This window comes from Phenylobacterium sp. (assembly GCF_030698145.1).
Classification (GTDB): Bacteria; Pseudomonadota; Alphaproteobacteria; order Caulobacterales; family Caulobacteraceae; genus Phenylobacterium.
Map to the genome: position 1 here is coordinate 61,828 of NZ_JAUYNW010000140.1, position 14,177 is coordinate 76,004.

General features: G+C 68.7%; 13 protein-coding genes. 9 read left to right on the forward strand and 4 right to left on the reverse strand.

Annotated features, from left to right (window positions below; all coding sequences use genetic code 11):
- The first annotated feature begins 5 nt into the window (after nt 1-5).
- Nucleotides 6-2,933 carry a tetratricopeptide repeat protein gene (locus tag Q8Q77_RS19580; protein WP_305585653.1) on the forward strand — a complete coding sequence of 976 codons (2,928 nt, stop codon included), beginning with the start codon at nt 6-8 and terminating at the stop codon, nt 2,931-2,933.
- Between the two features lie 12 nt (nt 2,934-2,945).
- On the opposite strand, the gene fliP is transcribed toward Q8Q77_RS19580, so the two are convergent.
- A complete protein-coding gene (gene fliP / locus Q8Q77_RS19585) occupies nt 2,946-3,743 on the reverse strand; it encodes a flagellar type III secretion system pore protein FliP (RefSeq protein ID WP_305585654.1) in 798 nt (265 codons plus the stop codon).
- Nucleotides 3,743-4,027: a flagellar biosynthetic protein FliO gene (locus tag Q8Q77_RS19590; RefSeq protein WP_305585656.1), complete on the reverse strand. Its 285-nt coding sequence runs from the start codon at nt 4,025-4,027 to the stop codon at nt 3,743-3,745. Before Q8Q77_RS19590 ends, fliP begins: the two co-directional genes overlap by 1 nt.
- Nucleotides 4,028-4,136: 109 nt before the next feature.
- Here Q8Q77_RS19590 and flgB point away from each other — a divergent pair, with 109 nt between their 5' ends.
- The 3 genes from flgB to Q8Q77_RS19605 are packed head-to-tail and all read left to right on the forward strand — an operon-like array spanning nt 4,137 to nt 5,302.
- A complete protein-coding gene (gene flgB / locus Q8Q77_RS19595; protein WP_305585658.1) occupies nt 4,137-4,553 on the forward strand; it encodes a flagellar basal body rod protein FlgB in 417 nt (138 codons plus the stop codon).
- Between the two features lie 10 nt (nt 4,554-4,563).
- A complete protein-coding gene (gene flgC / locus Q8Q77_RS19600; RefSeq protein WP_305585660.1) occupies nt 4,564-4,983 on the forward strand; it encodes a flagellar basal body rod protein FlgC in 420 nt (139 codons plus the stop codon).
- A 13-nt stretch (nt 4,984-4,996) separates the two neighbouring features.
- Entirely contained in the window at nt 4,997-5,302 is a 306-nt protein-coding gene (locus Q8Q77_RS19605) for a flagellar hook-basal body complex protein FliE (protein WP_305585661.1), read from the forward strand.
- A 98-nt stretch (nt 5,303-5,400) separates the two neighbouring features.
- On the opposite strand, the gene Q8Q77_RS19610 is transcribed toward Q8Q77_RS19605, so the two are convergent.
- Together Q8Q77_RS19610 and Q8Q77_RS19615 are read right to left on the reverse strand one after the other, a co-directional pair.
- Complete coding sequence (locus Q8Q77_RS19610; RefSeq protein ID WP_305585663.1) at nt 5,401-5,979, reverse strand: hypothetical protein; 579 nt, start codon at nt 5,977-5,979, stop codon at nt 5,401-5,403.
- A gap of 18 nt (nt 5,980-5,997) precedes the next feature.
- Nucleotides 5,998-9,645, reverse strand: coding sequence for a hydantoinase B/oxoprolinase family protein (locus Q8Q77_RS19615; protein ID WP_305585665.1), 3,648 nt, complete (start codon nt 9,643-9,645; stop codon nt 5,998-6,000).
- Between the two features lie 70 nt (nt 9,646-9,715).
- Between Q8Q77_RS19615 and Q8Q77_RS19620 the strand changes: the two genes are divergently transcribed.
- The 5 genes from Q8Q77_RS19620 to Q8Q77_RS19640 all read left to right on the forward strand — a co-directional run bounded on the left by Q8Q77_RS19620 (nt 9,716) and on the right by Q8Q77_RS19640 (nt 13,862).
- Nucleotides 9,716-10,411: a TerB family tellurite resistance protein gene (locus Q8Q77_RS19620; RefSeq protein WP_305585666.1), complete on the forward strand. Its 696-nt coding sequence runs from the start codon at nt 9,716-9,718 to the stop codon at nt 10,409-10,411.
- 103 nt (nt 10,412-10,514) lie between these two features.
- Nucleotides 10,515-10,805, forward strand: coding sequence for a hypothetical protein (locus Q8Q77_RS19625; protein ID WP_305585667.1), 291 nt, complete (start codon nt 10,515-10,517; stop codon nt 10,803-10,805).
- Between the two features lie 82 nt (nt 10,806-10,887).
- Nucleotides 10,888-11,175 carry a putative quinol monooxygenase gene (locus Q8Q77_RS19630; protein ID WP_305585668.1) on the forward strand — a complete coding sequence of 96 codons (288 nt, stop codon included), beginning with the start codon at nt 10,888-10,890 and terminating at the stop codon, nt 11,173-11,175.
- 9 nt (nt 11,176-11,184) lie between these two features.
- A complete protein-coding gene (locus Q8Q77_RS19635; RefSeq protein WP_305585669.1) occupies nt 11,185-12,408 on the forward strand; it encodes an acyl-CoA dehydrogenase family protein in 1,224 nt (407 codons plus the stop codon).
- Nucleotides 12,409-12,554: 146 nt separating this feature from the next.
- The gene (locus Q8Q77_RS19640; RefSeq protein WP_305585670.1) at nt 12,555-13,862 is read left to right on the forward strand and encodes a site-specific integrase; all 1,308 of its coding nucleotides are present in this window, start codon (nt 12,555-12,557) and stop codon (nt 13,860-13,862) included.
- Nucleotides 13,863-14,177: the final 315 nt, after the last annotated feature.

A 14,177-nucleotide genomic window follows, 5' to 3' on the forward strand; every position in this document is an offset into this window, starting at 1 on the left:
CGCCCATGCGCCTGAGCCAGGCCCTTCGCTCGACGGTGGCGGCCATCGCCATCGCAAGCGTCGTCGCGCCCTCGGGGCTGGCGGCGCCGGCCAAGGCCGTGGCCCCGCGCGGGCCGCTGGACGTGCACGTGGCCCAGGCGCGCGACTTCTCGCGCATCGAATTCCACTGGTCGGGCGGGGCCCGCGCAGTCAGCCGCCGCGACGGCCAGAAGCTGATCCTGAAGTTCAACCGTGAGGCCAATCCCGACATCGCCCGCCTGCGGGTCGATCCGCCGCGCTGGCTGAAGACCGCCGAGGCCCGCCGTTCGGCCGGCGGCGGCCTGGAGCTGGTGTTGACCCTGGCCGACAACGCCGACGCCAAGGTCGGGACCGACGGCGGGGCCACCTACGTCAACCTGTTCGAGAGGCCGGCGGCGCCGACGCCCGAGGCGGCTCCCGTCGAGGTCGCCCAGGTGGAGACCCTGCCCGAAGCGCCGCGCGCGAACCCGGTCCCGGCCGGGGGCGTGGTGCGGATGGAGGCCAAGGTCGCCAACGGCCAGGTGCAGCTCAACTTCCCTTGGGCCAATCCCAGCGGCGCGGCGGTGTTCCGGCGGGGCGACGCCATCTGGGTGGTGTTCGACGCCCCGGCCAAGCTCGACCTGTCGGCCGCCCCGCGCGGCCTGCGTCATTTCTCGGGCATGCAGGCCATGACCGGCACGGCCTACTCGGCCGTTCGCATCGCCACCCCGGCCTCCACCCCGTTCTTCGCCTCCAGCAACGGTCCGGTCTGGACGGTCACCCTTGGCCCCGGCGCTCAGGGCCAGCAGGCCAGCCTGATCCGCGTCGCCCGCGACCAGGCCGGCGGCCCGGCCGGCCTGAAGGCCGCCGTCGCCGGGGTCACGGGCACGCTCACCGTGGCCGATCCCGTGGTCGGCGACAGCTTGCAGGTGGTCACCGCGCTCGGTCCCACCAAGGGACTGCCGTCGCGCCGCGAGTTCGTGCAGATGGCTCTGCTGCCCTCAGCCCAGGGCTTGGCGATCGAGTCCTATGTCGAGGACCTGTCGGTCAGCCGCGCGGGCGACCTGATCCATATCGGACGCCCTGAGGGGCTGGCGCTCTCGCCGTCCTCGGCCGGCGTGGAACGCGCCGCCGCGGTGCTGGGCGCGCCGCAGGCCGCCACCATGCCCGGCCTGATCGACGCCACCTGGAGCAAGACCGGCTCGGGCGGCTTCCTGGCCCGCTACAACGCCCTGCTGAGCGCCTCCAACGAGGAGGCGGCCAAGGGCAAGGACGCCCCGCTGGCCGCGCGAATGGCGCTGGCCCGGTTCCTGGTGGGGTCCGAGCTGTCCTTCGAGGCCATCGGCGTGCTCAACGACGCCCTGCGCCGGCATCCGGAGCTGGCCGATGATCCGGAGTTCCGCGGCCTGCGCGGGATCGCCCGGGTCATGGCGCGGCGCTACAAGGAGGCCCAGGCCGACTTCTCCGCGCCGATCCTGTCGGACGATCCGTCCAGCGCCCTGTGGCGCTCCTATATCGCCGCCCAGCAGGCCCAGTGGCCCGAAGCCCGGGCCCAGTTCTCGGTCGGCGCCGAGGCGTTCAACCAGTTCTCGCCCATGTGGAAGGCGCGGTTCGCCCGCTCCGACGCCCAGGCCGCGCTCGCGCTCGGCGATCTCAACGGCGCGGAAGGCCGCATCCGCCTGGCGTTGATGGACAAGACCGAACCCCTGGAAGAGCTTGCCACGCGCCTGGTTCAGGCCCAAGTGGTCGAGGCCCTGGGGCACACCGACCGCGCCCTGCGCATCTACGCCGCCGTCTCGGGCGCGCCGATCGAGAGCCTGTCGGCGCCAGCCCTGCTTCACGCCACCCAGATCCGGCTCGACACCGGCAAGATCACCCCGCTTCAGGCGGCCAATGTCTTCGACGGCCTGCGCTACCGCTGGCGCGGCGACGCCACAGAGCTTGAGACCATCCGCGCGCTCGGCCAGCTCTATCTGAACCAGGGCCGTTACCGCGAGTCGCTGGAGGCCCTGCGCTCGGCCGGCCAGCGACTTCCCGACCTGCCCGCCGCCCTGCAGCTCCAGGCCGACCTGGCCGCGGCCTTCCGCGCCCTGTTCCTGGAAGGCGCCGCCGACGGGCTGGAGCCGATCCAGGCGCTGGCCCTGTTCTTCGACTTCAAGGAACAGACGCCGCTAGGCGCCGACGGCGACCTGATGGTCCGCAAGCTGGTCCGCCGTCTGGTGGATGTCGACCTGCTGGACCAGGCCGCCCAACTGCTGGCCTATCAGGCCGACAACCGGCTGGATGGCGTGCCGCGGGCCCAGGTCTCCACGGACCTGGCCCTGATCTATCTGATGGATCGCAAGCCCGAGCAGGCCATGCAGGCGATCAACGGATCGCGCACCACCATCCTGCCCACCGCGCTCAACAACGAACGCCGCCTGGTCGAGGCCCGCGCCCTCATGGGCCTGGGCCGGCTGGACCACGCCCTGGAGGTCATCGAGCGCGATACGTCGCGCGAGGCCAGCGACCTGCGCGCCGAGGTGGTCTGGAAACAGAAGGACTGGCCCGCCGCCGGCGGCCTCTTCGAAAAGAGCCTGGGCGAGCGCTGGAAACTGCCCGGCGCGCTCTCCAGTGAGGAAGAGGGCAAGCTGCTGCGCGCCGGGGTGGCCTACAGCCTGGGCGGCGACGAGGCCGCCCTGGCCCGCCTGCATCAGCGCTACGGCGGCTTCTACGACCAGGCCCGCAACCCCGAGGCCCTGCGCGTGGCCCTGTCGGGCGTGCCTTCGGGCCGCTTGAACGTCGCCGACTTCGGCCGGGTCACCGCCGACAACGAAGCCTTCTCCGGCTGGGTCGACAAAATGAAGGTCCGCTTCCGGCAAAAGCCGGGGCCGACAGGCGGCGCCAAGGCGCCCGCCAAGCAGGCCGCCGCCGCGGTTCCGGCCGCGAAGGGTTAGTCTCGAGCGGGGTTAACCCCCTCCGCCGCCTCGCTGGAAGCTCTCCACCAGGCTCCCCGCCACCAACCGCCATCCGTCCACCAGGACGAAGAAGATCAGCTTGAACGGCAGCGACACCACCACCGGCGGCAGCATCATCATACCCATGCTCATCAGCACGCTGGCCACCACCAGGTCGATGACCAGGAACGGGATGAACAGCAGGAAGCCGATCTCGAAGGCCCGCTTCAGCTCCGAGATCATGAAGGCCGGCGTCACCACCTGCAGCGGCGTTTCGGCGATCGTCGCGGGCCGTTCGATCTTCGACAGGCGGATGAACAGGGCCAGGTCCTCGCGATCCACCTGGCTCAGCATGAAGGTCTTCACCGGCCCGCTGGCGCCGTCGAAGGCGGCCGGCAGTTCGATCTGCTGGTCCATGAGGGGCTTGATCCCCTCGTCGTAGGATTGCTGCAGGGTCGGGCCCATGACGATGGCCGTCAGGAACAGGGCCAGGCTGATCAGCACGGCGTTGGGCGGGCTCTGCTGCAGGCCGAGCGCCGTGCGCAGCAGGCCCAGCACCACCACGATCCGCACGAAAGAGGTGGTCATGATGACGATGGACGGCGCGAGCGACAGCACCGTCAGCAGGCCCATGAGCTGGACCACCCGCTCGGTCAGGCCGGCGCCGGTGCCGAGGTCGATGTTCACGGCCTGGGCGGCGGCGGCGGCCGGGAAGATCATCGCCGCCAGGGTCGCCAGGACCGAGAGGCCCGCGGCGCGACGCCAGTCGGCGGCGTCCAGGCGGAAGAGGGCGGTCAGAAACTTGCGCATCAGGCCGCCGGCTTGGGTTTGCGCGGCGCCGGCGCGGACGGCAGCATCTGGCCCTCGCCCAGCAGCAGCAGGCGCTCCTGGCCGTCGAACGACACCACCACCAGCCGGCGCGCGGGGTCGAGCACCAGGCTCTCGACGATGGCCAGGCGCCGTTCCTTACGCGTCGGGGTGAACCGCGCCAGGGCGTCGGGCCCGAAGCGGCGCAGCGCCACGGCGGCCAGCCCCACCAGCCCAAGGGTGAGGGCCAGCGCGAAGACGGCGCGGACGAAGTCGGCGAGTTCCATCGGCGAGAAGCGGTCCGAAGGGGAGGGAAGGGTGAAAGCGTTGTCGCCTCAAGGGTTTGCCTGAGGGTTCTTAAGGCCCGGTTAACCCTGTTTCTTCACCATAACGGCCATGAATCTCGCCGAAATCCCGCTGTTCTCCATGCTGCGCGGCCGGCTGGGCCACCTGAGCGAGCGCCAGCGGGTGATCTCTCAGAACGTCGCCAATTCCGACACGCCCGGCTACACGCCCTCGGACCTCAAGGCCTACAGCTTCGAGGCCCAGGTGAAGGGCGTGGTGATGGCGCCGGTCCAGACCGTGACCCAGCCCGGCCACATGGCCGCCCCGACGGCGCGCAAGGGCCTGGGCAGCCAGTTCAAGTCAGTGAAGGCCCGCGACTCCGAGACGACGCTCGATGGCAATTCGGTGGTTCTCGAGGAAGAGATGCTGAAGATGGCCGACGCTAGGATGAGCTATGACGCGGCCATCGGCTTCTACCAGAAATCGCTCGGCCTGCTGCGTATGGCCAGCCGCGCGCCCGGCCGGTAGGGAGGCCTGAATGCCCAACATCAAGCCGGTCTCAGGCGCGACCCAGGCGATCGCCACCACCGCCCTTCGCGCCCAGCAGGCGCGGATGCGGATCATCGCCGAGAACATGGCCAATGCGAGCTCCGTGGCGCGCGAGCCGGGCGGCGACCCCTACCGCCGCCAGGTGCCTGTGTTCACCCCCTACAAGACCGAGGCGGGTCAAGGCGTGCGCATGGCCAAGGTCGCGCCCGACCCGAAGGACTTCCGCAGCGTCTACGATCCTGGCCATCCCTCGGCCGATCCCAAGGGCTATGTGAAGCTGCCCAATGTCGACACGCTGATCGAGGCGCTCGACATGAAGGAGGCCCAGCGGGCCTACGAAGCCAACCTCAATGTCATCGAGACGGCGCGCGCCATGGAGATGCGCACCCTCGATATGCTCAAGAAATAGGGGCGCCTGAGCCATGATGACCGCCCTCGCCGCCGCCAAGGCCTACGCCGCCGCCCAGAACACCGGGATCAAGGCGCCCACGGGCGCCCAGGAAGACGGCGGCCTCGACTTCGGCGCCATGGTCAAGTCGGCCATCCAGGACACCATGACGGCGACCAAGACCGCCGAGACCCAGATCGCCGCCAATGTGGCCGGCAAGGCCGAGCTGATCGACGTGGTCACCGCCATCTCCGCGGCCGAGGCCAGCCTGGAGACGGTCATGGCGGTGCGTGATCAGGTGATCAGCGCCTACCAGGAAATCATGCGGATGCCGATCTAGACCATTTTCCGCCGAAGTGGATACCGGTTCGGCGAAGAAAATGGTCTAAATTCAAAGAGTCCTGAGCAAAATTCGATCCAATCGGATCGGATTTTGCTCTAGGTCGGATCCGCCGCCGCGGCGGGTTCCGCCGGCGGCTCGACCGGCATTTCCGAACCGGCGTCGAAGGTGGCGCCCAGCAGCTTGGCGCGTTCCTCCAGGGTCTTAGCGGTCGGTTGGCACCTGGCGGGCAGGGTCCAGCTCATCCATTCCTGCGCCAGCCGCGCCTTGGGCAGGTTCGACGCGCCGGCCCAGGTGGCGCGACCCTTCTTCACGGCTTCGCCGCCACGGGTGTTGATCGGCTTCAGGCTGGCCTTCTCGGCGGCCTCCATTGCGCGGGCGAACAGCTTCAGGTCCTTGCGGCCCTGCTGGGTCAGGTCGGCATAGACCTGCAGGTCCTCGGCGATCGTGCGGGCCGGCGCGCGGAACGCGGTCTCGATGCGCGTGACCTCGGGCATGACCTGGTCGTGCAGCTCGAGGTAGCCGCTCAGCGCCCCATGGCACCAGGAGACCAGCCCATAGTCGTCCCGCGGCGCGCCGGAGGGATAGGGCAGCTCGGCGGCTTGCGGGGCTGGCGCGGCGGCTTGCCCCCCAGCGTCTTGGGCGAACAGGGCGAGAGCGAACAACAGCGCGGACATGGAACCTCGAAATTCTGATCAGGCGGTGGAACGACCAAAGCCCCCGCCCCCCGGGGTCTCGATCTCGATGACGTCGCCGGGCTGGACCGTAATGGAAAAGCAGCCGGACAGTTCCTTTACCGCGCCGGAGCATTCGATCAAACGCTGGGCGCCGGGCAGGGCCGGGCCGCCGCCCGCGATCCCTTGCGGGGCGTGGTCGCGGCGGGTGGAGAGCAGGGCCGCCTCCATGGGCGCCAGGAACCGCACCCGGCGGTAGGCGCCCTCGCCCCCGGCCAGGGCTCCGGCGCCGGCCGATCCGTGCCGGATGGCGAAGGCCTCGACCCGGACTGGGAAGCGGCGCTCCAGGATCTCCGGATCGGTCAGGCGGGAATTGGTCATGTGGGTGTGGACGGCGCTGGTTCCGGGGCGGTCGGCGGTGGCGCCGGCCCCGCCGCAGATGGTCTCGTAGTACTGGTGCTCCTCGTCGCCGAAGGTGAAGTTGTTCATCGACCCCTGGGCGTTGGCCATGACGCCGAGCGCCGCATAGAGGGCGTCGACCACGTGTTGGCTGGTCTCGACATTCCCAGCCACCACGGCGGCGGGGTATTTCGGGGCCAGCATCGAACCCTCGCGGGTCAGAATCTTCAGCGGCTCCAGGCAACCGGCGTTCAGCGGGATGTCATCGTCCACCAGGGTGCGGAACACATAGAGCGCCGCGGCGTCGACGATGGCCGAGGGGGCGTTGAAGTTGGAGCCGAGCTGGGCGGCGGAGTCGCGGAAGTCCAGCGTCGCCTCGCCGGCCGCCGCGTCGACGGTGGTGCGCACGACGATCTCGCCGCCGCCGTCCATGGGCACGCGGGCCTCGCCGTCCGAGAGCCGGCCGATGGCGCGGCGCACCGAGGCCGCGGCGTTCTGCTGGACGAAGGTCATGTAGGCGGCGACGGCGGGGCCGCCATGGGTCTCGATCATGGTGCGGACCGAGGCGGCGCCCGCCTGGCAGGCGGCGATCTGGGCCTTGAGGTCGGCGATGTTGCGGTCGGGGGCGCGGGACGGCCACTGTCCGCTGGCGAGGGCCGCACGGGTGTCAGCCTCCAGGAACTTCCCGCCCTGCATGATCGGCAGCGCGTCCAGCAGCACGCCCTCCTCGTCGAGGGTGTGAGAGAAAGGCGGCATGGAGCCCGGTTGGACGCCGCCGACATCGGCGTGGTGGCCGCGCGCGGCGACGTAGAACGCTGCGTCCGCCTCGTCGCCCATGAAGATCGGCATGACCACGGTGATGTCGGGCAGGTGGGTGCCGCCGGCATAGGGGTTATTGAGCGCATAGGCCTCGCCGGGCTTGAGGTCCGGGTGGCGGTCGCGCACGGCGCGGACGCTGGCGCCCATGGAGCCCAGGTGGACCGGCATGTGCGGGGCGTTGGCCACCAGGCCGCCGTCGGCGTCGAACAGGGCGCAGGAGAAGTCGAGCCGCTCCTTGATGTTGACCGAGTGGGCGGTGCGCTCCAGCGCCGCGCCCATGGCCTCGGCGACGCCCATGAAGCGCTTGTTGAACAGCTCCAGGGTGACTGGGTCGGGACGGTCGAGGGTGAGGTCGGCGGTGACGATGTGCTGGCTACGGTCCAGGCGGATCAGGCTGTCGGGACCGGCAGTCGCGACCCAGCCGGGCGAGACGGCGATCTGGGTGTCGGGGCGGACGATCAGGGCTGGGCCGGCGATCTCGGTCAAAACCTCGGCGGCGATGATCCGGGCGTCATGCCACGCGCCGTTGAAGAACATGCGGACAGTCTTTCCTCTCCCCCCGTCTTCCGGGGGGAGAGGGTAGGGTGAGGGGCGCTTCTCGGCCGCACGGGGGTGGGGGATGGGCTGGGATGCGTCGCCTTGCGACGCGCCCTTCACCCTACCCTCTCCCCATGAATGGGGAGAGGAGGAGCTGCTTACCGCCTCGACCTCCACCGTCGCGATGACGACTGGCAGTTCAGCTTCGATGAAGCCGAACAGGCGCTGATGGCCGGCCTCGAAAGCGGTCTTGACCTCGGCGAGCGGGCCGATCGAGATGGAGATCTGCGCGTCGGCGCCGTCATAGCGCAGGCGTAGGGTGCGCCGAATCTCTGTGGCCTCCGCGCCCTGTTCGGCGAGCGCCGAGCGCGCCTGGGCCTCCACCTCAACAGCGACCTGTCTGGCGCGGGCGAGACCCGCGTCGTCCAGCACCGCATCCAGGCCCATCTGGCGCAGGGAGGTGACCTCGGCCTGGCCGATGCCCCAGGCCGAGAGCACGCTGCCATAGCGCGGGCAGAGCACCTGCCAGGGGCCGAGCGCATCGGCGACCTCGCAGGCCACCTGGCCGGCCGCGCCGCCGAAGGCGGTCAGGACATGGTCGCGGGGATCGAAGCCGCGCTCGGTGGAGATGCGGTCGGTGGCGCGCGCCATCTGCTCGACGGCGATGGCCACGAACCCCTCGGCGGCCGCCTCGACGTTTTCAGACCCCATGGCCTGGGCCAGGGTGGCGATGGCGGCGCGGGCGGCCTCGACGTCCAGCGCAGCCTCGCCCTTCGGCCCGAAGATCGAGGGAAAGAAGCGCGGGTCGAGGCGGCCCAGGACCAGGTTGGCGTCGGTGACCGTGGCCGGGCCACCGCGACCGTAGGCGGCGGGGCCAGGATCGGCGCCGGCGCTCTGCGGGCCGACCCTGGCGCGAAGGCCGTCGAAGGCCAGGATCGAGCCGCCGCCCGCCGCCACGGTCTCGACGTCCAGCATGGGGCTGCGCAGGCGCACGCCCGCCACCTTGGCGGTGTCGCGGCGCTCCAGGCTGCCGGCGTAGCGGCAGACGTCGGTGGAGGTGCCGCCCATGTCGAAGCCGAGCGCCTGCGCAGCGCCGGCGACCTGCGCGGTGCGGGCCACGCCCACCACTCCGCCCGCCGGGCCGGAGACCACGGCGTCGCGGCCTCGGAACGCCTCGGCGCGGACCAGGCCGCCGGCCGAGGTCATGAAGTAGAGAGGCGCGCCAGCCACAGCCCGGGCCACCCGCTGGACATAGGCCTGCAGGATCGGCGTCAGATAGGCGTCGGCGACAGTGGTTTCGGCCCGAGGAATGAAGCGGGGCAGGGGCGAGACCTCGTGGCTCAGCGCCACGAAGTCGAAGCCCGCGGCGCGCGCCAGGTCGCCCGCGACGATCTCATGAGCCGGGTTGAGGTCGGCGTGCAGAAAGGCGATGGCCGCCGAGGTGAACCCCTCGGCGCGGGCCTGGGCAAGCTCGGCGGCCAGGGTGGGGGCGTCGATGGCGACGACCACCGAACCGTCGGCGGCCAGGCGCTCCTGAGCCTCGATGACGCCGGCATAGAGCGGATCGGGCCGCACGATATTCAGCGCGAACAGCTCCGGGCGCGCCTGGTCTCCGATCACCAGCGCGTCGGCGAAGCCTTGCGTGGTCACGAAAAGGGTCTTGGCGCCGGCCCGTTCCAGGAGGGCGTTGGTGGCCACCGTCGTGCCCATCTTGATGGCGCCGACCCTGGCGGCTGGGAAGGGCTCCCCGGGCTTGGCGCCTAAGGTCCGGCGCATGGCCTCGACGGCGGCGTCCTCGTAGGACGGAGAGGCCGAGAGCAGCTTCAGCGAAAGCTCCGTCCCGTCCGGCGCCTGCCCGATCACGTCGGTGAAGGTGCCGCCGCGATCGATCCAGAAGCTCCAGAGCCTGTCCAAACCTTAACCTTCCAATGTTCGGATACGCGTTGTCAGGCGCTATCCTGAGCCTTACAGGTGGCTAACTCTCATGAGCTTCTGGCGCAACATTGCTGGGCTCGCAGTTCGCCGGCCCGATGCGGGCGACTGCGCTGATTGCCCGACCACACGGCCGGGCGAGGATCCCGCCTTTTCCACCGCCGTGACCGCGCTGGGTGCGAAGCTGGCCAAGGCTGACGGCCGCGCCAGCCTAGGTGAGTTCGACGCCTTCTCCCGGGTCTTCACCACCGACGCCGCCTCGCAGCGCAATGTCCACCGCCTATACAACCTGGCTCGCCAGACCACGCGCGGCTACGAGGGCTATGCGCGCCGGCTGGCCAAGCGCTACGCCCAGTGCCCGACCCTGCTGGAGGACGTGTTGGACGGCCTGTTCCACATCGCCGCCGCTGATGGGGCGGTGTCGCAGGACGAGCTGGACTACATCGAAAGCGTCTCCGACCTGTTCGGCTTCTCGCCCCTGGTGTTCCGCCGACTGAGGGCCACGCACCTAGGGCTGGCCTCCGACGATCCTTATGGTGTCCTAGCCGTGGCCCACGATGCGCCCGACGCGATGGTGCGCACCGCCTGGCGCTCGGCGGTGTCGGACGCCCACCCCGACCGGGCCCGCGCGAGGGGTTTGCCCAGCGAATTCATCGAGGTGGCTGAGGCCAAGGCCGCGGCCATCAATGCGGCCTTCGACACCATCATGCGCGAACGCAAGGCGATTGCGCTCGAAGGCGCGGCATGATGCCGCCGTTTTTTAAGGTTTTGATCGCCTGGAGTTGACGCGCGGGATCGCGCGTCCGACATAATCGTTTTAGTCGCTAGAAAGCGGCGCCTTCGAGGAAGCCATGGTCCGGGAATTCGCCAGGAAGCACGGTTCGGCCCTTCGCAGTCTTGCGATGCTGGGCGGAGCCCTCGCCACGACCGCGGCTGTCGCCATCGGCGCCGTGCTCGCGGTGTTCTTCGCCGCCACGGTGGTGGTGATCGCGGTCATGGCCTCGGTCCTGCTGGCGCTCGCCGGCCTCGCCCTTCGTGCGAAACGCGCCCGCGCCCGTCGCGATGACGGCGTCATTGAGGCCCGGAACCTCGGAGGACACCACTGGGTGGCCTACGGCTGGAACGAGCCCGCCGGGCGCTAGGACCGCGCCCGCGCGAAACCTGACTTGCCGACGATCACATGGCCCTTTACCGTCGTCTCAAACAAACGTTTGGGAGAATGGCATGATCGGCGTTGTGGCGACCTTGAAGGTCCAGGACGGCAAACAGGGTGAGTTCGAGGCGATCTTCACAGATCTGGCCGCGCAGGTCCGGGCCAATGAGCCGGGCAATGTCTTCTACCAGCTGACCAAGAGCCGCACCGACGCGACGGTCTACAAGGTGCTGGAACTCTACAAGGACCAGGAGGCGCTCTCCGCCCACGGTCAGACCGACTATTTCAAGGCTGCCGGCGCCAAGATGGGCCCCTGCATGGGCGGCCGTCCGGAAATCGAATACCTCGACGCCGTCTAGGAGCACGTCATGGACCTCGAATTCTCCAAGGAAGACCTCGCTTTCCGCGACGAGGTCCGGGCGTTCATCGCCGACGCCTATGACGACGACATGCGGGCCCACATGGCCCAGTCGAAGAACGGTCACATCGGCAAAGACGGCCAAATCCGCTGGCTGAAGCGGCTGGGCGAGAAGGGCTGGATCGCGCCCGACTGGCCGACCGAGTACGGCGGCACCGGCTGGAGCCATGCCCAGAAATACATCTTCGACATGGAGATGGCGCTCGCCGGCGCGCCGGCCACCAGCAATATGGGCCTGAAGATGTGCGCCCCGGTGGTGATGGCCTTCGGCACGCCGGAGCAGAAGGCCCAGCACCTGCCCAAGATTCTGTCGTCCGAGGTCTGGTGGTGCCAGGGCTATTCCGAACCCGGCTCCGGGTCGGACCTGGCGTCGCTGTCCATGAAGGCCGAACGCGATGGCGATCATTATGTACTGAATGGTTCAAAAATCTGGACGACCTACGCCCAGCACGCTGACTGGATGTTCTGCCTGGTGCGGACCTCGGTCGAGCCGATCCGGCAAATGGGGATCAGCTTCCTGTTGCTGGACATGAAGACGCCGGGGATCAGCATCGTGCCGCTGCCCAGCCTGGACGGGCCGCCGACCGGGGAAGAAGAGATCAACCAGGTGTTCTTCGAGAACGTCCGGGTTCCGGTCTCCAACCGCATCGGCGAGGAGGGGCAGGGCTGGACCTACGCCAAGTATCTGCTGCAGTTCGAGCGCGGCAATCCCTATGCGGCGGGCCTGACCAACCAGCTGGCCAAGGTCAAGAAGATCGCCGGGGTCGAACCTTCCGACGGCGGGCGCCGGATGATGGACGACCCCGACTTCCGGCGGAAGCTGTCGGAGCTGCAGATCAAGGTCGACGTGCTGAACGCCACCGAACTGCGGATGTTCGCCGCCCGGACGGCGGGCGAGGCGATGGGCGCGGCGTCCTCGATGCTGAAACTGGAAGGCTCCCAGGCCCAGCAGGCGGTGACCGAACTGGCGCTCGAGGCGGCTGGCGTCTACGTCCAGCCCTTCGTCCGCGACACGTGGGCCGAGCTGCACGGCGAGACCAACGTCCCGCGCGCCGGCCCGGACTACGCCGCGACCCTGGCGCCGACCTACTTCAACTACCGCAAGACCTCGATCTATGCCGGGTCAAACGAGATCCAGCATAACATCATGGCGAAAATGGTTTTGGGGCTGTAGAAGGCTGTTTCGGGCCTGTACAAGTCGTTCCGGTTTCGTTGAATTTGTTGATGAAAATGTTTCTACGGTGAACAACGTTCTGCGTTGAAGTTCGCCATTCTGTGACCTATCTATGACCTGGATAGCGCCAGGTCATAGATACAACCATGCCAGCGGCCAAGCTCACGCGAGCCTTTTGCGAGGCGGTGAAACCCCAGGAGGGTCGGCAGGTCGCCTATGCCGACAGCGATGTCCGCGGTCTCGAACTGCGGGTTTCAGGCGATGGCCGGAAGACGTGGAGTTTTCGGTATCGCACGCGTCTGGGTCGGCAGGGGCGCGTCACCCTTGGCGGTTACTCATCGGATTTTGGGGTTTTGGACGCTCGGGCCGCGGCGCGGAGGGCCCAGGTTCAGGTGGACGACGGCGGCGATCCGGCGCAAGCGCTTCGCGTCGCCAAGATCGAGGCTAGCACCGAGCACCTGAAGACCTTCGCGGATCTTGCGGACGCCTACTTCACCGCTACGGAGGCGGGGCGATACCGACCCAAGCGCGCCAGCAGTCTCGGAAACGAGCGGGCGGTCTACCGGGTGCACATCAAGGGCCTGTTGGGTCGGCTACCGCTGGAGGTCATAACGCGAAGGGTTGTGAAGGGCGCGCTTGAGCGGATGCTCGACGCCGGCGTGACCTCCCAGGCCTTGCGGGCGCAGGCGGTGGTGCGTCAGATGCTCGCCTACGCCGTGGCCGAAGAGCGTCTGCCGTTCAACCCGGTGGTCGACCTGCCGCCGGTCGCGCCCTCTCGCCCACGTTCCCGCATCTATTCCGATGAGGAGTTACGGGCCATCTGGACCGGCCTCCAGCGACCGGAGGCCCTGCGGATTCCTGACGCGATCGCATCCCAACGCCGAGACGGCGCCCGGGTCCTTGTGGGCCCTTCGATGAGGCTGGCTCTAAGCTTGGTCTTCCTGTTGCTGCAGCGTCGCAACGAAGTCCTGGGGATGAGTTTGCCGGAGCTGGACCTGAAGCATGGACTTTGGACGATCCCGGCCGCGCGCATGAAGAGCAAGCGGCCCCATGCCGTGCCGCTCTCACCCTGGGCCGTCAGGCTTATCCGCCAGGCGATCGATCTGAACAGGGATCGCCAGACGCAGTACGTCTTCCCGGGCCGATTTGACGACACTCGTCCGATGGGTGGTCCGGCCATGAACCTGGCCTTGAACGCCGTCCTGTGGGCTCGGGAGATCGAGGATGGTACTGTCCATGACATCCGCCGGACCGGCTCCACCCTGATGACCAGCGAGCGGATTGGGATAGCACCCTTCATCCGCAGCAAGGTGCTTGGCCACAATGACGCCGGCGGCGGCGCGCAGGTGAGCGCGACCCACTACGACGCGAACTCCTATGTCGGCGAGAAGCGCCGTGCTCTGGAGCGGTGGCAGGACCTTCTGGCGGCGATTGTGGCTGAGGGGCCATTGTAAAGGCTGGCGAGCCTTCCCGCCCCGACGGCGAACAGGTGTGCGCGTTCGGCATGTGAACTTCGGAATATTCCGCGAAGCGCTTGGACGAGCCGCCGGTTCGCTACAGGTCGGAGTTGGTTTTCAGTGGCTGACCGCCGAACGTCAGCTCTCGGGACCGAAGCTAATGTCCGCGAATGATGCCGTGGACGGCTCCCCACCCTGGTCGCAGCATTGCCGCGGCCGAGATGGAGGAGCGCCATGGAAGAGGTGGTTACGGTGGGCTTGGATATCGCCAAGTCGGTGTTTCAGGTCCACGGAGTTGATGCTCGGGGCCAG